The organism is Ruegeria arenilitoris (assembly GCF_013032445.1).
GTDB classification, from domain to species: Bacteria; Pseudomonadota; Alphaproteobacteria; order Rhodobacterales; family Rhodobacteraceae; genus Ruegeria; species Ruegeria arenilitoris_F.
This window is the reverse complement of sequence record NZ_WQCA01000002.1, coordinates 67,213-88,452: the sequence shown is the minus strand read 5'-3', so window position 1 is coordinate 88,452 and position 21,240 is coordinate 67,213. Positions and strand designations below refer to the sequence as shown.

The 21,240-nt window shown below is 59.2% G+C and carries 24 protein-coding genes; 15 read left to right on the top strand and 9 right to left on the bottom strand.

The window, feature by feature from the left end:
• The first annotated feature begins 5 nt into the window (after nucleotides 1-5).
• The 4 genes from GOW98_RS02795 to GOW98_RS02780 are packed head-to-tail and all read left to right on the top strand — an operon-like array spanning nucleotide 6 to nucleotide 4,136.
• Entirely contained in the window at nucleotides 6-1,133 is a 1,128-nt protein-coding gene (locus tag GOW98_RS02795; protein WP_170329543.1) for an ABC transporter ATP-binding protein, read from the top strand.
• Complete coding sequence (locus tag GOW98_RS02790; protein WP_170329850.1) at nucleotides 1,133-2,023, top strand: ABC transporter permease subunit; 891 nt, start codon at nucleotides 1,133-1,135, stop codon at nucleotides 2,021-2,023. The genes GOW98_RS02795 and GOW98_RS02790 overlap by 1 nt, the downstream gene beginning before the upstream one ends.
• The gene (locus GOW98_RS02785; RefSeq protein WP_170329542.1) at nucleotides 2,020-2,838 is read left to right on the top strand and encodes an ABC transporter permease; all 819 of its coding nucleotides are present in this window, start codon (nucleotides 2,020-2,022) and stop codon (nucleotides 2,836-2,838) included. The genes GOW98_RS02790 and GOW98_RS02785 overlap by 4 nt, the downstream gene beginning before the upstream one ends.
• Nucleotides 2,835-4,136 carry an NAD(P)/FAD-dependent oxidoreductase gene (locus GOW98_RS02780; protein WP_170329540.1) on the top strand — a complete coding sequence of 434 codons (1,302 nt, stop codon included), beginning with the start codon at nucleotides 2,835-2,837 and terminating at the stop codon, nucleotides 4,134-4,136. The genes GOW98_RS02785 and GOW98_RS02780 overlap by 4 nt, the downstream gene beginning before the upstream one ends.
• Nucleotides 4,137-4,139: 3 nt before the next feature.
• On the opposite strand, the gene GOW98_RS02775 is transcribed toward GOW98_RS02780, so the two are convergent.
• The 3 genes from GOW98_RS02775 to GOW98_RS02765 are packed head-to-tail and all read right to left on the bottom strand — an operon-like array spanning nucleotide 4,140 to nucleotide 6,953.
• Nucleotides 4,140-5,114, bottom strand: coding sequence for a phosphotransferase (locus tag GOW98_RS02775; RefSeq protein WP_367646793.1), 975 nt, complete (start codon nucleotides 5,112-5,114; stop codon nucleotides 4,140-4,142).
• On the bottom strand, nucleotides 5,062-5,727 hold the full coding sequence (locus tag GOW98_RS02770; protein ID WP_170329539.1) for a flagellar hook capping FlgD N-terminal domain-containing protein: 666 nt from the start codon (nucleotides 5,725-5,727) through the stop codon (nucleotides 5,062-5,064). The genes GOW98_RS02775 and GOW98_RS02770 overlap by 53 nt, the downstream gene beginning before the upstream one ends.
• Before the next feature lie 2 nt (nucleotides 5,728-5,729).
• On the bottom strand, nucleotides 5,730-6,953 hold the full coding sequence (locus tag GOW98_RS02765; protein WP_170329538.1) for a flagellar hook-length control protein FliK: 1,224 nt from the start codon (nucleotides 6,951-6,953) through the stop codon (nucleotides 5,730-5,732).
• A gap of 110 nt (nucleotides 6,954-7,063) precedes the next feature.
• On the opposite strand from GOW98_RS02765, the gene GOW98_RS02760 reads away from it, so the two are divergent.
• From GOW98_RS02760 to GOW98_RS02735, 6 genes are all read left to right on the top strand, one after another.
• On the top strand, nucleotides 7,064-7,345 hold the full coding sequence (locus GOW98_RS02760) for a rod-binding protein (RefSeq protein ID WP_170329537.1): 282 nt from the start codon (nucleotides 7,064-7,066) through the stop codon (nucleotides 7,343-7,345).
• Nucleotides 7,329-7,688, top strand: coding sequence for a flagellar biosynthesis protein FlgN (locus GOW98_RS02755; protein ID WP_170329536.1), 360 nt, complete (start codon nucleotides 7,329-7,331; stop codon nucleotides 7,686-7,688). Before GOW98_RS02760 ends, GOW98_RS02755 begins: the two co-directional genes overlap by 17 nt.
• Before the next feature lie 209 nt (nucleotides 7,689-7,897).
• Nucleotides 7,898-9,145: a flagellin gene (locus tag GOW98_RS02750; RefSeq protein WP_170329535.1), complete on the top strand. Its 1,248-nt coding sequence runs from the start codon at nucleotides 7,898-7,900 to the stop codon at nucleotides 9,143-9,145.
• Nucleotides 9,146-9,222: 77 nt separating this feature from the next.
• Nucleotides 9,223-9,597 carry a flagellar biosynthesis regulator FlaF gene (flaF, locus tag GOW98_RS02745; protein WP_170329534.1) on the top strand — a complete coding sequence of 125 codons (375 nt, stop codon included), beginning with the start codon at nucleotides 9,223-9,225 and terminating at the stop codon, nucleotides 9,595-9,597.
• Nucleotides 9,597-9,998 carry a flagellar biosynthesis repressor FlbT gene (gene flbT / locus GOW98_RS02740; protein ID WP_170329533.1) on the top strand — a complete coding sequence of 134 codons (402 nt, stop codon included), beginning with the start codon at nucleotides 9,597-9,599 and terminating at the stop codon, nucleotides 9,996-9,998. Before flaF ends, flbT begins: the two co-directional genes overlap by 1 nt.
• The gene (locus tag GOW98_RS02735) at nucleotides 9,995-10,786 is read left to right on the top strand and encodes a DUF1217 domain-containing protein (protein WP_170329532.1); all 792 of its coding nucleotides are present in this window, start codon (nucleotides 9,995-9,997) and stop codon (nucleotides 10,784-10,786) included. The genes flbT and GOW98_RS02735 overlap by 4 nt, the downstream gene beginning before the upstream one ends.
• Before the next feature lie 62 nt (nucleotides 10,787-10,848).
• Here GOW98_RS02735 and GOW98_RS02730 read toward each other — a convergent pair whose 3' ends face one another.
• The 4 genes from GOW98_RS02730 to GOW98_RS02715 all read right to left on the bottom strand — a co-directional run bounded on the left by GOW98_RS02730 (nucleotide 10,849) and on the right by GOW98_RS02715 (nucleotide 14,106).
• Nucleotides 10,849-12,420, bottom strand: a complete 1,572-nt coding sequence (locus GOW98_RS02730; RefSeq protein ID WP_170329531.1) for a DUF427 domain-containing protein — start codon at nucleotides 12,418-12,420, stop codon at nucleotides 10,849-10,851.
• 106 nt (nucleotides 12,421-12,526) lie between these two features.
• The gene (locus tag GOW98_RS02725) at nucleotides 12,527-13,228 is read right to left on the bottom strand and encodes a winged helix-turn-helix domain-containing protein (protein WP_170329530.1); all 702 of its coding nucleotides are present in this window, start codon (nucleotides 13,226-13,228) and stop codon (nucleotides 12,527-12,529) included.
• A complete protein-coding gene (locus GOW98_RS02720; protein ID WP_170329529.1) occupies nucleotides 13,200-13,487 on the bottom strand; it encodes a hypothetical protein in 288 nt (95 codons plus the stop codon). The genes GOW98_RS02725 and GOW98_RS02720 overlap by 29 nt, the downstream gene beginning before the upstream one ends.
• 232 nt (nucleotides 13,488-13,719) lie before the next feature.
• Nucleotides 13,720-14,106, bottom strand: coding sequence for a hypothetical protein (locus GOW98_RS02715; RefSeq protein WP_170329528.1), 387 nt, complete (start codon nucleotides 14,104-14,106; stop codon nucleotides 13,720-13,722).
• Nucleotides 14,107-14,261: 155 nt separating this feature from the next.
• Here GOW98_RS02715 and GOW98_RS02710 point away from each other — a divergent pair, with 155 nt between their 5' ends.
• The 3 genes from GOW98_RS02710 (at nucleotide 14,262) to GOW98_RS02700 (ending at nucleotide 17,623) form a co-directional block, all read left to right on the top strand.
• On the top strand, nucleotides 14,262-14,879 hold the full coding sequence (locus GOW98_RS02710; protein ID WP_170329527.1) for a ribonuclease HII: 618 nt from the start codon (nucleotides 14,262-14,264) through the stop codon (nucleotides 14,877-14,879).
• 107 nt (nucleotides 14,880-14,986) lie between these two features.
• Nucleotides 14,987-16,090, top strand: a complete 1,104-nt coding sequence (locus tag GOW98_RS02705; RefSeq protein ID WP_170329526.1) for a site-specific DNA-methyltransferase — start codon at nucleotides 14,987-14,989, stop codon at nucleotides 16,088-16,090.
• Nucleotides 16,091-16,234: 144 nt separating this feature from the next.
• The gene (locus GOW98_RS02700) at nucleotides 16,235-17,623 is read left to right on the top strand and encodes an adenylate/guanylate cyclase domain-containing protein (protein WP_170329525.1); all 1,389 of its coding nucleotides are present in this window, start codon (nucleotides 16,235-16,237) and stop codon (nucleotides 17,621-17,623) included.
• Between the two features lie 78 nt (nucleotides 17,624-17,701).
• On the opposite strand, the gene GOW98_RS02695 is transcribed toward GOW98_RS02700, so the two are convergent.
• Together GOW98_RS02695 and mutY are read right to left on the bottom strand one after the other, a co-directional pair.
• Entirely contained in the window at nucleotides 17,702-18,838 is a 1,137-nt protein-coding gene (locus GOW98_RS02695) for an alkane 1-monooxygenase (RefSeq protein WP_170329524.1), read from the bottom strand.
• A gap of 59 nt (nucleotides 18,839-18,897) precedes the next feature.
• Nucleotides 18,898-19,953 carry an A/G-specific adenine glycosylase gene (gene mutY / locus GOW98_RS02690; protein WP_254437886.1) on the bottom strand — a complete coding sequence of 352 codons (1,056 nt, stop codon included), beginning with the start codon at nucleotides 19,951-19,953 and terminating at the stop codon, nucleotides 18,898-18,900.
• Between the two features lie 81 nt (nucleotides 19,954-20,034).
• Between mutY and GOW98_RS02685 the strand changes: the two genes are divergently transcribed.
• Together GOW98_RS02685 and GOW98_RS02680 are read left to right on the top strand one after the other, a co-directional pair.
• Nucleotides 20,035-20,541, top strand: coding sequence for a DUF721 domain-containing protein (locus GOW98_RS02685; RefSeq protein ID WP_170329523.1), 507 nt, complete (start codon nucleotides 20,035-20,037; stop codon nucleotides 20,539-20,541).
• Between the two features lie 14 nt (nucleotides 20,542-20,555).
• Complete coding sequence (locus tag GOW98_RS02680) at nucleotides 20,556-21,218, top strand: DsbA family protein (RefSeq protein ID WP_170329522.1); 663 nt, start codon at nucleotides 20,556-20,558, stop codon at nucleotides 21,216-21,218.
• The last annotated feature ends 22 nt before the right edge of the window (nucleotides 21,219-21,240 follow it).

Below are 21,240 nucleotides of genomic sequence, written 5' to 3'. Positions count from 1 at the left end.
CCGCTTTGAATTCTGACATTTTTGCGCCGTGGGAAGACCCGCAGGCGAAACCTTTGATCCAGTTCCAGAATGTCACCAAACGGTTTGGTGACTTCACGGCCATCGACAACCTGTCTCTGGACATTTTCGAGCGCGAGTTCTTTGCGCTGCTGGGGCCTTCGGGCTGCGGCAAGACCACCATGATGCGGATGCTGGCCGGGTTCGAAAAGCCTACCGAAGGGCATATTATGCTGGGCGGTCAGGACATCGACCCGATCCCGCCAAACAAGCGGGCGGTGAACATGATGTTCCAATCCTACGCGTTGTTTCCGCATCTCAGCATCTGGGACAACATTGCGTTTGGACTGCGCCGGGACAACATGCCCAAACATGACCTTGAGGATCGTGTTGAAGAAATGCTGCGCCTCACCCGGCTAGAGCAATTCGCTCGCCGCAAGCCGCATCAAATTTCGGGTGGGCAACGTCAGCGAGTGGCGTTGGCGCGGTCGTTGGCGAAGGCACCGAAGCTGCTGTTGTTGGACGAACCCTTGGGCGCGCTGGACAAGAAACTGCGGCAGGAGACGCAGTTCGAACTGATGGATATTCAGGAAAAAACCGGCACCACCTTTGTTATCGTAACACACGATCAGGAGGAGGCGATGACGGTCGCCAGCCGCGTGGCCGTGATGGATCAGGGCAAGCTGATGCAGGTGGCAACGCCGGATCGTATCTATGAGAACCCCAATTCGGTCTACGTCGCGGATTTCATTGGTGACGTTAACATCATTGAAGGCCGGGCCTCGGCGGATGGCGAAGATACCTATCAGATCGACTGGGCCGAGGGGCAGTCGCCTTTGACGGCGACCTCGGCCAGCGACTTTTCGAACGGGCAGGCCTGCCACATTGCGATCCGGCCCGAGAAAGTGACGATTTCCGCCGATCGCCCGGCAGATGCGATCAACGCTGTGCAGGGCAAGGTGCATGACATCGCCTATCTGGGCAATCTGTCCACCTATCACGTCGAATTGCCGAACGGAACGATCATCAAGGCGCAGACGGCCAATACCCGCCGCATCTCACGCCGGTCGTTCACATGGGAAGACCCGGTCTGGCTGTCCTGGACAGCTACGGCTGCGGTTCTGCTGGCGAACTGATGCGCCGCGCGTTTCTGATCGCTGTTCCTTACGTCTGGCTGCTGGCGCTGTTTCTGGTGCCGTTTTTCATTGTCCTGAAAATCTCTCTGTCAGACACCGAACTGGCAATCCCGCCTTACACGCCGACACTGGATCTGTCGCAGGGCTGGGCCGGGATCAAAGAATTCTTCAGCCAGCTGGACTTTGAGAATTTCATCTGGCTGACCGAGGATGATCTTTACTGGAAAGCCTACCTCTCCAGCGTCAAGATCGCGGTGATTTCAACCTTTCTGACCCTGCTGGTGGGTTATCCCATCGCCTATGGCATGGCGCGTGCGCCTGTGGAATGGCGGCCAACGCTGATGATGCTGGTGATCCTGCCGTTCTGGACCTCGTTCCTGATCCGGGTCTACGCGTGGATGGGCATCCTGTCGAACGAGGGCTATCTGAACCAGTTCCTGCTGTGGACGGGCATCATCTCGACCCCGTTGGTCATTCTGAACACCAACTCGGCGGTCTATATCGGCATCGTTTATACCTATCTGCCGTTCATGATTCTGCCGATCTATTCGTCGCTAGAGCGGATGGATGGGTCCTTGATCGAAGCCGCCGAAGACCTTGGCTGTTCGCGTCTTGAAGCCTTCTGGCTGGTGACGATCCCGCTGTCACGTCCCGGTATCATTGCGGGCTGTTTCCTTGTGATGATCCCGGTGATTGGTGAGTTCGTCATCCCGTCACTTCTGGGCGGCTCGGGTACACTGATGATCGGCAAGGTGTTGTGGGAGGAGTTCTTCTCGAACCGCGACTGGCCGGTGGCCAGCGCTGTGGCCGTGGTGCTGTTGCTGATCCTTGTGGTGCCGATTGTTCTGTTCCAGCGCAACCAGCAGAAACAGGCGGAGGCGGAACAATGAGCAGGTTAAGCTGGTTCAACACGGTCTCACTGACGCTGGGGTTTGCCTTCCTCTATATCCCGATGATCATCCTGATCATCTTCAGCTTCAACGAAAGCAAATTGGTTACTGTCTGGGCAGGCTTCTCGGTCAAATGGTATGGTGAGCTTCTCCAGAACGAGCAAATTCTGGACGCCGCATGGGTGACTTTGCGCGTTGCGGTATTCTCGTCGACGATCGCAACAATTCTGGGTACCGCTGCAGCCTATGTGTTGGTGCGTGGGGGCCGCTTCTTTGGCCGCACTCTGTTTTCCGGCATGATTTACGCCCCGCTGGTGATGCCCGAGGTGATCACCGGCCTGTCGCTGTTGTTGCTCTTCATCGGCATCGGACTGGATCGCGGCATCCTGACCATCGTTTTGGCTCATACGACGTTTTCCATGTGTTTCGTCTCGGTCGTTGTGTCGTCACGCCTTGTGACGTTCGACCAATCGCTGGAAGAGGCTGCACTGGATTTGGGCTGTTCACCCGCACAGGCGTTTCGTCTGGTAACCCTGCCGATTATCGCCCCGGCCGTAATCTCGGGATGGCTGTTGGCTTTCACGCTCTCGCTGGACGATCTTGTGATCGCATCCTTTACCTCAGGACCGTCAGCGACGACCTTGCCGATGAGGATTTTCTCTGCCGTGCGATTGGGGGTCAGTCCCGAAATCAACGCGCTATCGACGATCATGATCGCGGTTGTAACCATTGGCGTCATCACCGTGTCGCTGATCACGAAACGTGCGATGGTGCGGCAAAAGCAGGATGAAATGGCCGCCGCGCGGACCGAATGAAACGGCTGTTCCCGGACTATACCTATGGGCCCGGCCCCCGGACCAATTGCTGGTGGGACGAGACGATTGCCAGCCCCGACTGGCCGGTTTTGCACAGCGATCTGAAGGTCGACGTTGCCATTGTCGGTGGCGGCTTCACCGGGCTGTCGGCGGCCCTGCATCTGGCCGGGGCCGGGGTCTCGGTTGCCGTTCTCGAGGCCGAAACCCCGGGCTGGGGCGCATCCGGGCGCAACGGCGGGTTTTGTTGTCTGGGCGGTTCAAAGCTGAGCCACGACGCCGTGGTCCGCCAGTTCGGGGAGGCCGCCGCAAACAGCTATGCCCAAGCCGAGGAAGACGCGGTTCATATTGTCGCCGATCTGCTCGGCACGCATTGCATCGACGCCGATGTGCATTCACAGGGTGAGACCCAGTTGGCCCACACTGCGCGCGCTATGGAGAAGTTGCGGCGGCGGGCCGAGGCATCGGGTGCGCTTCATGAACCCGGTGACCTGCCAGGGCTTGGCTTTGGTGAGGGTTTCCACGGTGGCTACACCAACCCGGTCGGGTTTGCGCTGAACCCCAGAAAATACCTGTTCGGGCTGGCGCAGGCGGCCCAATCCCGCGGTGCTGATCTGTTCCAACAAAGCGCGGTGCAAGCCATCCGTAAGATGCAGTCCGGTTTCGAAGTCCAGGGCAATTCAGGCCGGATCAGGGCGAAGAATGTGCTGATCTGCACCAACGGGTATTCCAGCGAAGACATCCCACCCTGGATGGCGGGCCGTTACATGCCTGCTCAATCCACGGTTCTGGTGACCCGTCCGCTAACCTCGGCCGAATTGCAGGCGCAGGGCTGGACCACCGACCAGATGTCTTATGACACCCGCAATCTGCTGCACTATTTCCGCCTGATGCCCGACCAACGGTTCCTGTTCGGAATGCGCGGAGGGTTGCTGTCCTCGCCAAGGATCGAGGCCGCCATTCGGCGCAAGGTTGTCAAGGATTTCAGGCAAATGTTCCCGGGCTGGGCGGGTGTAGACGTGACCCATATGTGGTCGGGCATGGTTTGCCTGTCGCGGGGACTGACGCCTTATGTCGGGCCTGTGGTGGAGCAGCCGGGGATGTTCGCTGGGTTCGCCTATCACGGAAATGGGGTGGCGATGGGCACCTATTGCGGGCGTGCTCTGGCACGGATGGTTCTGGGGCAAGAAACTGAACTGCCAGCCCCGATTACCCGTGCCCCGCAAAGGTTTCCGTTGGGGCGTTTGCGGCGTGCGTTGATGCCACCAGCCTATGCGCTGATGGCGCTTGCAGATTGGTAAGGGTCAGAACGCCGCCAACTCCAGCTCCAACCCTTCCGCGTAATCGCCCGCGCCGTTTTCGACACGCCACAGACAATAGGCCGCCATCCGCCACGCATACCAGCGGCGCAGCGTCTTAAACCGTTTCACCGTATCTGCGTGACCATAGGCGGATAAGAACTGACGCTCTTCCGCCTGCGTCAGAGCTGCGCCGCGGTACACGCGCTGCATCGCCGGGGACAGGAATAAAGCCAGATCCTCACACGGGTCACCCTGTGCCGGGCATTGCCAGTCGATCAGGGTCAGGCCGGACGGTGTGGCCAGAATATTCCCGGCGACCGGGTCACCGTGGATCAGGCATGTTTGCGCGGTTGGGGGCACCTGTTCTTCAGGCCTCAGCCGTTCCAGCCGAAGCCGCATTGTCGAAACGCACCCGTCAAGAATGCTCTGCCCATGTCGGGTCAAGTCTGCGCTGCCGTTGCATCCTTTGGGCGCTTGTACGGGCGGGTTGAGCGTATGAAGCTTGCGCAGCAGCGTTCCCACCTCAGCCGCCCCCTTGCGCCAGGGCGCGCCCGGCGCGTGATCGTAGAAAACCCATCGGCCGTGTTCATGCTGACCGGCCGCGCGCAGGCGTGGTACAAAACCGGTGGGCTCCAGAGCGGTCAGGCACTGTGCCTCCAACTCGGCATCGTTGCGAAACAGCGGATTACGCAACCCGGCGCGGTACAGTTTCAGCACCTTGCCGCCGTTTTCTTCCAGCACCTTCCAGACCTGATTGGTGCGTCCGCCATACAAGGTCTGAAACCGCACGCCCTTTGCAATCAAACCCCGATCGCGCAGGTCATCAACAAGATCCAGCGGAGGGGTAATCGGGTCAGACAGAGGGGTCACCGGTACAAGAAGCGAGTCGCAGGTTGCACAGGTGTGGCCTGTCGCGCCCGGCAGATCAAGCTCCGGCGCGAACCGCTGTAACCATTCCCACCGGAACGACCTGTCCACTTTCCAGTGTCAGTAAGACCGAGTCTTCGCCAACCTGTGCCTCAACCACCTGATTGTAGGCCGCGACGGGTTGGGCCGACAGCAGTTTATCCCGGTCATAGCTTTCCAGCGTTGCTGTATAGCTGCCCGCCCGCAGCGGGCTGCCGTCACTGGCCGCTCCGGCCCAGACAAAGTCGGTCTGTGTTACCGGGACGGATACCCGCTCAATCTCGGTGCCGTTGCTGTCACGGATGACCATGACCGCACCGTCGGCCGCCGTTGCAGCTTGCGCGGACAGGGTCAAAGGTTCACCGTCAAAGTGAAACGCTGCGGTGGTCCGGACATCCATGCCGACCCAATTGGCCAGTTCCTCCAGCTTGACACCGCCCAGCGACAGCACCAGCTCGGACAGCGCCTCGTTGGTTTGCACCTGCTGCTCGACCATCGAAAACTGCGCAAGCTGCGAGGCATATTCGCTTGAATCCATCGGCTCCAGCGGGTCCTGATTCTGCGCCTGGGTTGTCATCAGCAACAGGAACGTGTCGAAATTGGATGCCACGGATGCGGCTTGTGAACTGGATGCCGCCTGCGCAGGCGTGTTGGCATGAGTGGTCGATTGCGTAGGGTTAATCATGGTCAAAGCCTCATGTCGATTCGCCCGTCAGGGGCGATGTGTGGGCGCGCCGGACCAGCCTCGGCGACGTGCTCGGGTTGAGGGGTCGAGAATTCGTTGCCCTCACCCCCCTCAGATTGTTCGTGTTGCGCATCGGCGGACGTGCCCAGATCAAAGGACAGATCGCCCAGACCGAAACTCTGGAATTCGGCCTCAAGAACCGAGAGGTGGCGCCGCATCATGTCCAGCGTCTCAGGGCGTTCTGCGCTGATAGTCAGATGCAGGCCGTCGTCGCGGCCATTCAGAATGATCGAAACGCGTCCCAGTTCTTCGGGATTCAGCGCAACCTCGACGGCGCCGGAATGTTGCCGCACATTGATTGCGGTCGCCATCTGAGATGCAATGGCGCGCGCCGTTTCCGCGCGGGCGGTGGCTGTCATTGCCTGACCCGCTGGTCCCGATGCGCGCGCGGATGATAGCGTCGGGGCCTCTCTGGCGGCCTGTATGTCCTCACCCTCGGGGGTAGGCAGTGTGTCCGCCTGAAGGCTGGCTTTCTCGTTCGCCAGAAGCTGCATCTGCATAAATGTCGGTGCGCGTTCCGGTATTTTCTGGATCGGTTCCGCCACTGGCGTGGATTGCGTTACAGGCCTGTCCGGGCCGGCAAAGACCGACAGAATCGACAACTCTTTCGGGCGCTGGTCCAAAATGGCCGGACCCATCGACAGGCTCTGCGGTTTAAGGGCGCCTTCAGTCGGGCGTCTTGGTTGCTCGGCCCCTGAAATCAATGCCTGAAAGACCGGCTGAACCGCGCGCTGTGCTGGGTTTTCGGCTGTTTGCAGGAGTTCAGCCTGTGGAGGACCGGGTTGCTTTTCCCCGGTCGATTCGGCGTCAGCTTGAACGGCCGGCGGTGTTTTAGACCGCACTTTGGGGGCCGTGTCCAAAACAGGTTTTGGAAGAGCCTCTGCAGCAACAGGGCGGATTTCGGCAGGCGGCTGGTTATCCGGTGCAACAGCGATTTCTGTCGACTCAGCCTCTTCCGTGACGGCCTCCAGTTCGGACGCCGCGTCCGGATCCTGAACCAGAAGATCAGCCGTCTCAGCACCCCCGGAATGCGGACCGGTATCCTGATCCAAGACCGTTTGAAAGGACATACCGCCATTGGACTCGCGCGCCTCCTGCTGGGTCGCATCGGGTTTCGCGGCGGCGGCGGTTGGTGAGGACATCACCGCTGAAAGAGGGTTGGGCATTTTGCTCCGGCTCCTTTTGTGTAACCGAAATCTGCCCGCAGGAAGTTACGTTTATTTTAACCGCTTTCGCCTTTGATCGAGAAAGTTCGATGCAAATTTCGGAGAAAGCAATGAAGGTTTCTGCGACCCTTCCCGTCCCGCAACCACGGACGACACCTCAGAAGATACAAGCTGCCGCTGTCGAGTTGGAGGCGGCGTTTCTGGCTGAAATGCTCAAGGCATCCGGGTTGGGCAAAGCGCGCCAATCCTTTGGCGGCGGCGCAGGGGAGGACCAGTTTTCGTCGTTCCTTGTGAAGCATCAGGCGCGCGCACTGGCCGAAGCCGGTGGCGTCGGCCTGTCCGAAATTCTGTTCAAGTCCATGATGGAGAAAACCAATGCCGACCAAAGCTGACACCGACCTGATCAAGTCCTTGGAAGAAGTGCTGGACCTTGAGCGGGCGGCGCTGGTCGACGGTGATCTGGACCGGCTGAGTCACATGGCGCCGGAAAAGGAAAAACTGATCGGGGCAATCAATGACCTTCAGGTCTTTGACAGTGCCGAGTTGATTCGCCTGCAAGAGAAGGTGGAGCGCAATCAGGCATTGCTGAACAGCGCGGCCGAGGGGATTCGCGCCGTGGCCAGCCGCATGGCCGAATTGCGCCGTGTGCGTCAGGAATTCAGTACCTATGGCGCGGATGGTCAGCGCAACGGATACACCGTGCGCCACCATGCAAAGCTGGAAAAACGGGCTTAGCGGCGGGTTTGATTCAAATCCGAATTTTCTGGCTTGGGCGCTTTAGCACTCCGTTAGGGGATCAACGGCAAAAGTGGTCGGGCACCTGAAACAGCAGGTGGCGCGAACAGCCCGACGGCGGATCGCATTGATCAGAAAGACGTCAAAGCCCGCAGATGGTGCGGGGTAAGCATGGGCGTAAAGTGCCCGAACGGAAAAGGAAGAAAGCTATGTCCAGCATTCTGACCAACAATGGCGCAATGGTTGCGCTGCAAACTCTGAAATCGGTCAACAAGAACCTGGCACAGACCCAGAACGCGATCTCGACCGGTAAGGACGTTGCAACCGCCAAAGACAATTCGGCCGTCTGGGCGATCTCCAAAGTCATGGAGTCCGACGTTAAGGGTTTCAACGCGATCAAGGACAGCTTGGCGCTGGGTGAATCGACTGTTGCCGTGGCACGGAACGCCTCGGAAACCGTGACCGACCTTCTGAACCAGATGAAAGGCAAGATTGTCGCCGCGCAGGAAGACAACGTTGATCGCGGCAAGATCAATGCGGACGTGAGTGCGCTTAAGGATCAGATCGAGTCCGTTGTTGGTGCGGCTCAGTTCAATGGTCTGAATCTGGTGAATGGGTCTTCGGGTCCGGCTTCGATCCTGTCGTCTCTGGACCGTGATGCATCTGGTGGTGTGACACCGTCGTCGATCAGCGTTGCAGCGCAAGACCTCTCGGTGGGTGGCTACACAGCCAAGGGTGTTCTTGCTGGGTCGGACAACGTGACCACTGACAACGATACCGCAGGTTTCACCATGGATAAGTCCGGTGGCACCGGGGATATCGTGATCGACAGTTCGACCGACAACTTCGCAGCGGGCGACAAGGTGTCGATTGCAGTGGGTGATCAGGTTGCAACCTACACCATTCAAGCCTCTGATCTTGATCCCTCGGGCACATATGATGCAGCGTACACAGACGGTATCGTTGCCGTGGGTCTGAAGAACAAGATCGACTCGCTGGGTATCACGGGCGTCGCGATTGACTACGATTCGGGTAACCCGGGAACGTTGACCTTCGTGACCGGTACTGCAACGGCGGGCGCTGACGCGGATCGTGACGTGACCGTTTCAGCTCAATTCACCAACGCGGGTGCCGGGGGTCTTGGGGCCTTGGATGCGATCGACGTCTCTACCGACTCGGGCGCATTGGCAGCTCTGGGAACCATTGAGGGGCTGATCGATACTGCCATCGACGCGTCGGCAGCCTTCGGGTCCGCGCAGGGCCGGATCGAGACCCAGAAAGAGTTCATCTCGAACCTGGCCGACTCGTTCAAATCCGGTATCGGTTCGCTTGTAGACGCAGACATGGAAGAAACCTCGGCACGTCTGCAGGCCCTGCAGGTACAGCAACAGCTGGCCACCCAGTCGCTCTCGATCGCCAACCAGGCGCCGCAGTCGATCCTGTCTCTGTTCCGTTAACCTCCGAAACTTGGCCGGGGCGTGGAAACGCGCCCCGTCCCTGACCGCCCAAAGACGGACAATTGGAAGGATTTCAAGTGACACCGCACACTCTTGCACAGCGAGCCTATGCACAGACCGCCGCCCCCACGCGCACACCGCGCGACACCGAGTACGAGGCGATTTCAAAGATCACGCACCGGCTCAAGGCTGCAGCCGCCCGGCAAAAGACAGATTTTGGCGGGTTCGTTCAGGCCCTACACGAAAACCGCCGTCTTTGGTCCGTTCTAGCCAGCGGTGTCACGGATTCGGACAACGCCTTGCCCAATGAGTTGCGGGCACGGATTTTCTATCTGGCCGAGTTCACCGAACAGCACAGCAGCCAGGTTCTGGGCAACAAGGCAACGGTGGAACCCCTGCTTGAGATCAACATGGCCGTTTTGCGCGGCCTGCGGCAAATGGGGGCCACCTGATGGGCGGGCTGGTTCTGAAACTGGCCCCGAAAGAGAGGGTGCTGATCAACGGCGTGGTTGTTGAAAACGGGGATCGCCGCAGTCGGTTTTCGATCATGACACCTGATGCCAACGTCCTGCGTTTGCGGGACGCCATCCACCCGGATGAGGTGAATACCCCGGTGCGACGGGTTTGCTATGCCGCGCAGCTTGTGCTGTCCGGCGAAATGGAACCCGAACGGGCCCGTCAGCAACTGCTGCGCCGGGTCGAAGAGCTGAGCCAGGTCTTTACCGACGCGGACAGTCGCCGTGTGTTGTCCGAGGCGACCGAGGCCTTGTTGGCCGAGCAGTATTACAAGTGTCTGAAAGCTCTGCGCGCATTGTTGCCGCGCGAAGAGCGGTTGATGGCGTATCAGCAATGACGTTCCAGCCAGTCATCCCTACGGGCGGTTTGGTGGGCTGGCGGTTTCTGCAGCGCACCTATGACGCGCAACTGGACAGCTTTTCGTCCTCATCCCTCAGCGAGAGGGAGCGGCAGTACTTTCTGGACAACATCGGCAAGGTGCAAAAGGCCGAGGATCTGGTGTCGGACCGACGCTTGCTACAGGTCGCCTTGGGCGCTTTCGGTTTGGAAGACGATATCAACAACCGCTACTTCATCCAGAAGGTGCTGTCCGATGGCACCAGCGCCGATGATGCGCTGTCAAACCGGCTGTCCGACGGCCGGTATCGGGAGTTTTCCGAGGCGTTTGGTCTGGGGCCGGGTGAAATACGCCGAACCGGGCTTGCGACGTTTATGGAGGACATTGCCCGCGACAACGACGTGTCCCGGTTCGAAATCGCGGTGGGCGAGTCTGATGAAACCATGCGCATTGCGCTGTATGCGCAGCACGCTCTGGTCGACTTGGCGGGGCAAAACGGCAGTGCAGACACCAAATGGTTCGATCTGATGAGCCTGCCGCCGCTGCGCAGCATGATGGAAACGGCGCTTGGGCTGCCATCAAGTTTCGCTCAGCTGGACATCGACCGGCAACTTGCGGTGTTCAAAGACAGGCTGTCGGGTGTGACCGGATCAGATGATTTGTCGCAATTTACGGATGAAGAGGCCGTGGCGCAGCTGACGGACCGGTATCTTGCCCGCAGCCAGATTGCTCAGTTGCAGAGCACGATTTCGCCCGCTCAGACCGCGCTGATCCTGCTGGGGGCGTGACGGTGGTCACAGGTCCGGAATTGGGCCGGTCCTCGTGTGATCGTAACTTCAGTACACGGGTGTCAGCCGCTCAAAACTGTATCTGCTGAGGTTCGGAGGGCAAAAGATGTGACCGGAAGGGACACGTTGTGCAGTTTGACATCCCCAAGCGGCTCGGCATTGGCACAGGCCGGCTGAATGTCGGCTGAGACTACAATACGATGGCCTACCTTTTTGCCATACTCCCCCAATCGGGCCGCCACGTTTGCGGCTTGTCCGATGACGGTGAAATCAAGCCGTTCGCGTGACCCGACATTGCCATAAGTAACCCGACCATAGGCGACCCCGATGGAGCAATCGCAATGGGTGTCTGATCCGGACTGGCGCAATTCGCTCAGTTTTTCGACGATTTCGATGGCAGAGCGTTGAGCATTCCAACGCGCCGACTCCGAGTCATCACCGGCTGGGAAAACTGCCAATACAGCGTCGCCGATGAACTTGAGGACCTCACCGCCGTTTTCGTGCACGATGCCGGATACGGTCTCAAAGAACTCGTTCAGCAGGTTGATATAGGCGGTACGGCCAAGACGTTCTTCCAGGCTGGTGGAGTTGCGCAGGTCGCAGAACATGATGGCGGCGTCGATCTCGTCCCCGTCGCCCCGCCGGATTTCACCCCCCAAAACCCGAGCACCCGAGCGTTTGCCTACATAGGTTTCCAGCAAAACCTGTGCGTTTTCGCGCTGCATGAAAACCTCGTAATACCGGGCAATGACCGAAGAACATTCGAACACCAGCCCAAGGTTCTCGGTGGTGAACCCGTCCGGATGATCGCAGGTCAGGGTCAGTACGTTGGTGCGCCCGTCTGAAAACGGCAGCGGCATGGCGACGTAGTCGGTTGCACCCTTGGCGCGCAGATCCTCCATGATCGGAAAGCTGTTCTGGGGGTTTTCGTCGTTCAACCGCTGACGCACTCCGCCCAGCCCGTTCGACACGTGACGCAGGGGGCTGTTGATATAAGCCGGGTGGTCGTGGATTTCGTAGGTGGGAACATTGGTCGAAATCTCGTCCTCACCCTTTTCCCAGATATAGTGTTTACCCGCGATCAGCGGATGCAGCGACCAAGCCAGAATGCTGAGCCGCTGGATTGCGATGCCGTGCTCCAGCATCTTTTCAGCTAGGGCTTTGGTGAAGGCTTCGGGGGTCTGGTTCTCGGATGCGCCGCGCATCAGCCAGTCGATCAACGGACCGCTGATATTGCCATCCTCGGGGTCGCGCAGAGTGTTTTCGCCCAGATCGATCCGCGTATAGGCGTCGGGCATGAAGCCGATATGGCCCTGAATGGCTGTGCTTTCGGGCAGCGCGTCTTCATACGCCCAGACGGAATTGGCCAGCCGCTGACCATCCAGAATGACATCGTGATAGGTCGCGGTCCCTTTGAAGGGGCAGAAGGTCTGCAATTCGGTTTCCTCGCCAAGATCGATGCAGACGTCCTCCCTTGGAATGTAGATCGTGGCGGGCAGCCGTGTTTCATACATGACTTTGGCGTTGCTGCTTTCGGCTAAAAGGGTGTCATCGCGGTATATCGCAACGCGACCGGTCAGCTTTTCGACCGAGATGCCGTAACCTTTGGTCTTTGGGGTGGTGTGCACATTCATCATCAGACTCCCTGACGCGAGTCCTTATAGGATGGGGCTTTCACCGCCGCATTCCAAGGGGTTTCACCGGCTTTTTACCACACACAAATTGTGCAGAAAGGCCGGATCAGACCATCTGGATTACGTCTTTTTCGATCGACAGCATATAGCCCTTTTTGGCGATGTTCTTGACCAGCAACTCACTGACCATCTGGTTGCCCAATGCATCGCGCAGCCGTTTGATCCGGGTGGCACCTGCGGCCTCATCACAGTCGGCGGCGTCTTTGCCGGAAATCATCGCCTCGATTTGCACGCCCGAAAGAACTTCGTCATCCAGACGGGATTCGGCCAAAACCGACAGGGTCTCCATCGCCGCCGGGGTCAGTTTGAAATCCATGTTGTTCAGGTAGACGGTGTTTTCCTCGCGGCTGATCAGCAGAGAGGTGACCTGAATCCCGGTGCGTTCGATCTGTGCCATCCGCCGGTTCAGCGTCACCAGCATGACCAGAAACACCAGCGCGGTCACCAGCATGGCGCTGGCAAAGACCAGCAGCACGAAGATCACCATGCGATAGCTCGACAGCGTGTCGGCGAAGGCCGTGCCGGATTGCGCCAGAATCTCGAGCAAACGGATTTCCGTCTGCGAGGTCAGGTCGCTTTCGATGAACAACCGTTCAACCCGAGCGTTAAAGGCATTGGCATCTGGAAGGGTCCAGAACAGGAAGATCGCCGCCGTCACCAGAATCACTACGATCGCCGCTATGCCCGCGCCGACCAGTCTGACACCGGATCGGCGGGCCTCAGTAACGGAGATAGAATTTTCCGGCATTGCCCTTCCTTTTATCCAACCCTTCCGATCCGAACACGGATATGACGTTCAGCAAGGTCCAGCCCGAGCCTTTTAGGCGATTGGCGACTTCTTTTTTTGCGCGCCCCTTGTCGCAGGCAGGCACCTGCATGACGCCATAGTGCAGGCGCAGCGGATTATCCTTTTTCGCCTTGTAGTCGACATAGCAATCGGCCGCAGCTGCGGTAGAGCCAAGCGATATCAGGGCCAACAGGACCAAGGAAGAGAGGATCTGTTTCATAAGCCGCATCCTGCGCATGGGTTGCCACGATATTCAATAACCCAAGGGGTTTGGCAGGTCTGATATTGAATAACAAAGGGGCGTTATTGCTTGTCTGAACGGGGAGGGAACAGTGTCAGGGCATCGAGCACACGGCCCGCCACCGGGCCCTTGAGACCTCTGAAGGACAAGCAACATGCATAAGAAATTCATCGCCCTGATCGTGGCCTCTGCGGTTGTGATTACCGGAATTTCAGCGTCGCAGGCGCGGGCTGCTGATGTCGAAGATATCCTCGGCGGGCTTGCGGCAATTGCGCTTCTTGGCGTCGCCGTGAAGCATTTCAGTGACGAAAACAAAAAGAATTCCGTTACGAACAACTACAATCACGTATATAAGGCGCCCCAAAACCGCGTGTACTCGAAACCGAAGCATAAGCCGCGTCGCGTACGCCCGCTGCCCAAACGTGTTGCGCGCTACAACCTGCCGCAACGATGCTTGCGCAATTTCAAAGGGCATGGGTCCAAACAGCGTCTGTTGGGCACGAATTGCCTGAGCAAGCATTACAAATATAGCAATAGCCTGCCAGACCAGTGCGAGGTCAGGTTCTGGAACGGCGACAGGGTCAAGCGGGCGTACCATCCCAGCTGCCTGCGTCAGAAAGGATACCGCGTAAGTAACAAGTAAAGGTTTTCGAGCAGGAGCGGCGCCACAGAAGCGCCGTGCAGGGAGAGGGTGGCGCAAGCTGCCCTCTCTTTTTTCTTGCGGTGCGCGGTGAAACGCGGTTTTCCAGGGGTATGACGACACCGGATTATGAAATTGAGAATACCGCCGCGGCGAATGGCTATCTGCGGATCGCGGGCGTGGATGAGGTGGGGCGCGGGCCGCTGGCTGGGCCGGTGGTGGCGGCTGCCGTGGTTCTGAACCCCGAGGATATTCCCGAGGGGCTGAACGATTCAAAGAAGCTGACGGCAAAGCGGCGCATCGCGCTTGAGGCCGCGCTACGCGACCGTGCCGAGATCGCGGTGGCCGAGGCCACGGTGGCTGAGATCGACGAACACAACATCTTGCGCGCCTCGCATCTGGCGATGGAGCGCGCGGTGGCAGCGCTGAACCCGCCGCCGGATTACCTGCTAATCGACGGCAATATGATTCCGCGTGGCCTGCCGATCCCGTCGCAGGCTGTGGTCAAGGGCGACGCGCATTCGGTGTCGATTGCGGCGGCGTCAATCATCGCCAAAAACTGGCGCGATCAACTGATGGTGGATTTGGCGCAACAGCATCCCGGCTATGGATGGGAGACAAACGCCGGTTATCCGTCGAAACAACACCGCGAAGCGCTGCAAAATCTTGGTGTGACCCCACACCATAGACGTTCGTTCAAGCCGGTACACAATATCTTGTATCAAGAGTAAATCGTAAGTCGCTGATTCAAAAAAGAAATTGACGGCGAATCGTCTTTGACTCATCCTTGTCTCAACCAAATGAGCGCAAAAGCGCCGTGGATACTTGAGGCAGTAAAATGACGACAACCACCAAAAAGGGCGCAAAAGCGCTCCCTTTAAACACGATTCTATCCGGGGACTGCATCGACGTGATGAACAGTCTGCCCGAGGCGTCGGTTGACCTGATCTTTGCGGATCCGCCCTATAATCTGCAGCTGAAAGGCCAGTTGCACCGCCCCGATAACAGTCAGGTAGACGCGGTCGACGATCACTGGGATCAGTTCAGCAGCTTTGGTGCCTATGACCAGTTCACCCGCGAATGGCTGAAGGCGGCGCATCGTCTGCTCAAGCCCAATGGCGCGATCTGGGTGATCGGTTCTTACCACAACATCTTCCGTGTGGGTTCGGCCCTGCAGGACGCGGGATATTGGATTCTGAACGACGTGGTTTGGCGCAAGTCGAACCCGATGCCGAATTTCCGCGGCAAGCGTTTCACCAATGCGCACGAGACAATGATCTGGGCGTCGAAACGCGAAGGCGCGAAGTACACATTCAATTATGAGGCTCTGAAGGCGCTGAACGAAGGCGTGCAGATGCGCAGCGACTGGGTGCTGCCTATTTGCACCGGGCATGAGCGTCTGAAGGACGAAAACGGCGACAAGGCACATCCGACGCAGAAACCGGAATCTCTGTTGCACCGTGTGCTGATCGGTTCGACCAATCCGGGCGATGTGATCTTGGACCCGTTCTTTGGCACCGGGACCACAGGCGCTGTCGCCAAGATGCTGGGCCGCGAATTCATCGGCATCGAGCGCGAGGAAAGCTATCGTAAGGTCGCTGAAAAGCGCATCGCCAAGGTCCGCAAATTCGACCGCGAGGCGCTGGAGGTCAGCGCCAGCAAGCGCGCCGAGCCGCGTGTACCCTTCGGCCAGCTGGTAGAACGCGGGATGCTGCGCCCGGGCGAGGAGCTGTATTCGATGAACCAGCGCCACAAGGCCAAGGTCCGCGCCGATGGCACGCTGGTTGGGCAAAACGTCAAGGGCTCGATCCATCAGGTGGGCGCGCATTTGGAAAACGCGCCGTCCTGCAATGGCTGGACCTATTGGTGCTTCAAACGCGACGGCAAGACGGTGCCCATCGACGTACTGCGCCAGCAAATCCGGGCAGAGATGCACAACTGATCTCACTAACACCGCCGGTGCCTGTGGCCTGACACAAGGCACTACGCCTTGCCCCGCCGTGATCGGCGGGGTCTTTTGTTTTCCTGACGTCTGGTCTCAAACCGCGCCTCCTGTATCCTGCGACACAGTTAAGGAGCCTTTGCGATGTCGGATACCACAGCCAGCCAATCCCGCTTTGACCGGTTCTTTGTAACCCGCCCAGATAACTACGATCTGGAGAACAAATATACCGAAGCCGCGCTGGAACGGCACAAGCGCGAAGGACTGGAGCTTGCCGTGCGTGCGCGGTGGATCGCAATGGGGCTGACCGCTATACTGCTGGTTTTCCTCAACCCGCAATGGGAAGTGCTGTGGTACCATTTCATCCTGCTGCTGATCTGCGCAAATGGCTGGCTGATCCGGCGTGCTGGTCATGTGGGGCAATCGCGGACCGAGCTATTGCTGATTTTTGCGGACTTGTTGATCATGACGACGGCAATGGTCGTGCCCAACCCGTTCAGCGACGATGTGCGACCGCTGGCGATGCAGTACCGGTTCGATAACTTCCAGTATTTCTTCATCATTTTGGCGGCCGGAACGCTGGCGTATTCCTGGCGCACGGTGATTGCGATAGGTTCATGGACGGCGGGCATGTGGACCGCTGGATGGATCATCGCCTGGTGGGTTGCGACTCCGATGCCTGGACTCAGCGAACGTGTGGCCGAGGCTTTGACCGGCTATCCGGATGTGGCTGAGCTGTTGGACCCCAACAGTTTCATGCCCACGCAACGAATCCAGCAGATCGTAGTCTTCATGATGGTCGCGGTGACGTTGGGCGTGTCGATGCGGCGGCTCAACCGATTGCTGATGACCAATGCAGGCTTGGAGCGCGAACGGGCAAACCTGTCGCGCTATTTCTCGCCCAACGTGGTGGATGAACTGAGCCAGAATGACGAGCCGCTCAAGCAAGTGCGCAAAGAAAACATCGCGGTTCTGTTCATCGATATCGTAGGGTTCACCAAATACGCCGCCGGGCGCGATCCTTATGAGGTGATCGAGGTTCTACGCGGTTTCCACGCCCGCATGGAGGCCGAGGTGTTCCGGCATCACGGCACGCTGGACAAGTATCTGGGGGACGGGTTGATGGCGACATTCGGAACTCCGGTGCCTACGCCTTTAGACGCAAGCAACGCGGTGGCCTGTGCCCGGGATATGGTCGTGGTGATCGACCGCTGGAACATTGAGCGCCGCCGGGCGGGTGAGCCCGAGATTCGTGTCGGAATCGGGGTTCATTTTGGTGAGGTGGTTCTGGGCGATATCGGGGCCAACCGGCTGGAATTTGCGGTAATTGGGGACGCAGTGAACGTGGCCGCCAAGTTAGAGGCGCTGACCCGGGAGTTTCAGGCAAGGGTGATCATCAGCGATGCGGTGCGAGGGCAATTGCAGGACGAGGGTCACAGCGCATTTGAGCTGATGGCAGGATTCGAAAAACATGAAAACCATGCGGTTCGGGGGGTAGAGACCCCGATGGATGTTTGGGTGATGGCGGGTTAGGTCCTCCCGCCGACCTGCCCTGCATCAGAGATGCAAGGCGGGTCGTTGGGCTGGGCAGCGCGCTGGCGCGCACTGCGGTCACGGCCGAGGTAAGGGGTTCTCTGCGCGGTTGTAGGGCGTCCAGTCGGTGACTTCGGGGTAGTATTGGCGACGCCAGGCGCGGACGCGGGGGTTCATGACACGGCGCCAGAGCGGTGGGATCATGGCCGCTACGGTCATCACCGGGTAGCCATAGGGTAGTTGCGGGGCGGCGTCCTCGGGGTGGTGTTGCAGCAGCGGAAACCGGCGGTTCGGTTTGTAGTGGTGGTCCGAGTGGCGTTGCAGGTTGATCAGCAGCCAGTTCGACGCCTTCTGCGAGGCGTTCCAGGAATGGCGCGGCAGGACATGTTCGTATTTGCCCTGACCCAGATGTTTGCGGGTCAGGCCATAATGTTCCACGTAATTGACCAGTTCAAGCTGCCAGATGGCCGTGCCCGCTTGGATTAGAAACAAGGCGAGGCCGGATAGACCTCCGATCGCGAAGGCCAGCGCCAGCATCGTGGCTTGCAGGCCCCAATATCGCCAGAACGGGTTGGATGGGTCGCTCCAGTGGCGATCCTTGCGGGCCAGTTTTTCGCGCTCGGCTCGGAACGCGGAGACGAGGCTTTGTTTCAGGACGCGCGGGTAGAAGCGGTGGAAGCCTTCGTTATAGCGCGCCGTGACCGGATCGCGCGGGGTGCCGACATAGCGGTGATGGACCAACAGGTGCTCGGACCGGAAATGCGAATACAGCACCATCGCCAGAAGGATATCGCCCAGCCAACGTTCAAACCGCCCCTTTTGGTGCATCAGTTCGTGGCTGTAGTTGATTCCGATGGTGCCGGAAATGGTGCCCATGCCGAAGAACAAACCGATCTTGGCTGCTGTCGACAGATGGTCGGTATGGGTGGCGTACCAGATCAACCCATAGAGTGTCAGGAACTGCACCGGAACCCAGGCTTTGGTCAGCAGGATATACCAGCGCAGCACGGTGTCTGGCGTGTCGGGGTCGGCGTTGCTCAACTCCAGCCCGGTCAGGCGATCCAGCACGGCAAACGCCCACCACGTGCTTGCCGGGACAAGCAGAACCCACCAGCCGCCTGCCATCGCCGTGCCCCAGATCAACGGGATCAGCAGGAATGAGATCCAGAAGGGCAGTGCCGATTGCCAGCGGGACAGGGACTGGATTGCGGTCATGGGGTGGCTCCGAAAAACTTCGCACAGACTAGTCACAGTCCGACAGGACGTACAACGGGCTATCGGTTGCGCCAGAGGTCGTGCACCTTGCGCATTACGGTGGGCAGGTCGCTAGGGCGAAAGGCGTGTTTTTCCAGCACAATTAGGCCTTCGGGCAGGCTTTCGGCAGTCACCGGCGCCGTCCAGATGCGCAGGATCAGGTGGAAATGTGTGAACGTGTGTCGCACCTCTCCGGTCAGAACCTGCCAATCTGCCTCAAACGGGGGTGTTTCATCCGGCTCATCGCACCAGTCCGAGCCCGGCCAGCCCAGCATTCCGCCCAGCAACCCCTTGTCGGGGCGGCGCTCTAGCAATAGGGCGCCAGTGTCGCTTTGGGCGATATAGACATGGCCGTATCGCGTGGGTTTGGGCTTTTTGGGTGTCTTGCGCGGCAGATCTGGCTGCGTTCCGGCCATGCGGGCCTGACAGGGATCGCGGACGGGGCAGATCCCGCAAGCCGGAGATTTCGGGGTGCAGATCGTGGCCCCCAGATCCATCACCGCCTGCGCATAGTCCCCCGGCCGCGTGTTAGGCGTCAGCGCAGCAGCCTTGTCCTTGAGCAGGGGTTTCGAACCGGGCAGCGGGTCGTGAATATCATAAAGTCGCGCCATGACACGTTCGACATTGCCGTCCAGAACCGTCTCGGGCCGGTCAAACGCAATGGCTGAAATGGCGGCGGCGGTATAGGGGCCGATGCCGGGCAGTTTCAGAAGGGCGTCATAGCTGTCGGGAAAGATGCCGCCATGATCCCCGGCGACCACCCGAGCGCATTTCAGCAGGTTTCGGGCGCGGGCGTAGTAGCCCAGCCCGGCCCATTCCCCCATGACCTGATCATCCGGGGCTGCGGCCAGGTCCTGAACCGTGGGCCAGCGTGTAGTGAAACGCAGGAAATAGTCGCGCACGGCAGCCACGGTTGTCTGCTGCAACATCACCTCGGACAGCCAGACGCGATAGGGATCGGGCACCACCCCTGCAGCCCGATCCGCAGGCCCGACGCGCCAGGGCATCTCGCGGGCGTGGCGGTCGTACCAGTCCAGCAGAGCGCTGCTCAAGTCCTGTTGAATAGAGTCACGCAAGTTTTATCTATCTCCCTGTCGGGTTTCGCTGGCGCCCGGTGTCACGCCCTTTACAATAGCGGCGCAGGAGTTGGAAACCAGATGCAGCGCAGACGTTCTTCGACCCGCGGGTTCAAACGCACCGCGACATTGCTGAACGGACAGATTCGGCGCGCCGGGGAAAGCCGGGGCTTTGCCGTATCGCGTTTGCTGACCCACTGGGCCGAGATCGTGGGCCAGGATCTGGCATCGATCGCGCGACCGGTGAAGGTGGGTTATGGCAAGGGCGGAATGGGCTCGACTCTGACCGTTCTGACCACCGGCCCGCAGGCCCCGATGCTTGAGATGCAGAAGGAACAGCTGCGCGGCAAGGTGAACGCGGTTTACGGCTATAACGCCATCAGCCGGGTGCGCATCACCCAGACCGCTCCGACCGGATTTGCCGAGGGGCAGGCCAGTTTCGATCACAAACCGAAACCGGCGAAACCCAAGATTGACCCAGAGATCGAGGCCGAAGCAGGCCGGACCGCACGCGACGTTCACGATGGTGATTTGCGCGCGGCCCTTGAACGTCTGGGCCGTAACGTTTTATCCAAGCAAAAACGCTGAGAAAGGGCTGAGAAATGAGCCGTATTGCAACCGGAATTTGTGCGGCGGTCGCCATCGCCGCAGGCGGCTATTGGCTGTCGCAGTCAAATTCCTCTCCGTCTTATCCGCTGGTCGGCAGCGCCGAGGCGCAAGAGGCCGATCTGGACACCTCGACCATCGTCGAGATGGTGCAGGGCGCTGAGGACGCGCCGGTCGAGATCATCGAATATGCCTCTTACACCTGCCCGCATTGCGCCACTTTCCATCAGGGCGCTTACAAGCAGCTGAAGAAAGATTTCATCGACACCGGTAAGGTCAAGTTCATCTACCGCGAAGTGTATTTCGATCGTTATGGCCTGTGGGCTTCGATGGTGGCGCGTTGCGGCGGATCTGAAAAGTTCTTTGGCATTACGGACCTGATCTTTGAAGGCCAGTCCGAATGGGTCAAAGCCGGTGGTCCGGCCGAGATCGTGGACGAGCTGCGAAAAATCGGTCGTCTGGCCGGTATCGACAATGACCAGCTTGAGGCTTGCCTGCAGGACGGCACCCGCGCACAGACGCTGGTGGCCTGGTATCAGGAAAACGCCGAGCGTGATGGTGTTCAGGCGACGCCGTCCTTCATCGTGAACGGCAAGAAGGTCGACAACATGTCCTATGCCGATTTCAAGACGCTGATCGAAGACGAACTGGGCAGCTAACTGCCTTATGCGACCGGCCTTT

Bases quoted from the DNA above. Each gene is read 5' to 3' on its own strand.
- GOW98_RS02790 (WP_170329850.1), top strand. From the start codon at position 1,133: ATGCGCCGCGCGTTTCTGATCGCTGTTCCTTACGTCTGGCTGCTGGCG.
- GOW98_RS02785 (WP_170329542.1), top strand. From the start codon at position 2,020: ATGAGCAGGTTAAGCTGGTTCAACACGGTCTCACTGACGCTGGGGTTT.
- GOW98_RS02780 (WP_170329540.1), top strand. From the start codon at position 2,835: ATGAAACGGCTGTTCCCGGACTATACCTATGGGCCCGGCCCCCGGACC.
- GOW98_RS02770 (WP_170329539.1), bottom strand. From the start codon at position 5,727: ATGATTAACCCTACGCAATCGACCACTCATGCCAACACGCCTGCGCAG.
- GOW98_RS02765 (WP_170329538.1), bottom strand. From the start codon at position 6,953: ATGCCCAACCCTCTTTCAGCGGTGATGTCCTCACCAACCGCCGCCGCC.
- GOW98_RS02760 (WP_170329537.1), top strand. From the start codon at position 7,064: ATGAAGGTTTCTGCGACCCTTCCCGTCCCGCAACCACGGACGACACCT.
- GOW98_RS02755 (WP_170329536.1), top strand. From the start codon at position 7,329: ATGCCGACCAAAGCTGACACCGACCTGATCAAGTCCTTGGAAGAAGTG.
- GOW98_RS02750 (WP_170329535.1), top strand. From the start codon at position 7,898: ATGTCCAGCATTCTGACCAACAATGGCGCAATGGTTGCGCTGCAAACT.
- flbT (WP_170329533.1), top strand. From the start codon at position 9,597: ATGGGCGGGCTGGTTCTGAAACTGGCCCCGAAAGAGAGGGTGCTGATC.
- GOW98_RS02735 (WP_170329532.1), top strand. From the start codon at position 9,995: ATGACGTTCCAGCCAGTCATCCCTACGGGCGGTTTGGTGGGCTGGCGG.
- GOW98_RS02730 (WP_170329531.1), bottom strand. From the start codon at position 12,420: ATGAATGTGCACACCACCCCAAAGACCAAAGGTTACGGCATCTCGGTC.
- GOW98_RS02725 (WP_170329530.1), bottom strand. From the start codon at position 13,228: ATGCCGGAAAATTCTATCTCCGTTACTGAGGCCCGCCGATCCGGTGTC.
- GOW98_RS02720 (WP_170329529.1), bottom strand. From the start codon at position 13,487: ATGAAACAGATCCTCTCTTCCTTGGTCCTGTTGGCCCTGATATCGCTT.
- GOW98_RS02715 (WP_170329528.1), bottom strand. From the start codon at position 14,106: ATGGTACGCCCGCTTGACCCTGTCGCCGTTCCAGAACCTGACCTCGCA.
- GOW98_RS02710 (WP_170329527.1), top strand. From the start codon at position 14,262: ATGACGACACCGGATTATGAAATTGAGAATACCGCCGCGGCGAATGGC.
- GOW98_RS02705 (WP_170329526.1), top strand. From the start codon at position 14,987: ATGACGACAACCACCAAAAAGGGCGCAAAAGCGCTCCCTTTAAACACG.
- GOW98_RS02700 (WP_170329525.1), top strand. From the start codon at position 16,235: ATGTCGGATACCACAGCCAGCCAATCCCGCTTTGACCGGTTCTTTGTA.
- GOW98_RS02695 (WP_170329524.1), bottom strand. From the start codon at position 18,838: ATGACCGCAATCCAGTCCCTGTCCCGCTGGCAATCGGCACTGCCCTTC.
- GOW98_RS02685 (WP_170329523.1), top strand. From the start codon at position 20,035: ATGCAGCGCAGACGTTCTTCGACCCGCGGGTTCAAACGCACCGCGACA.
- GOW98_RS02680 (WP_170329522.1), top strand. From the start codon at position 20,556: ATGAGCCGTATTGCAACCGGAATTTGTGCGGCGGTCGCCATCGCCGCA.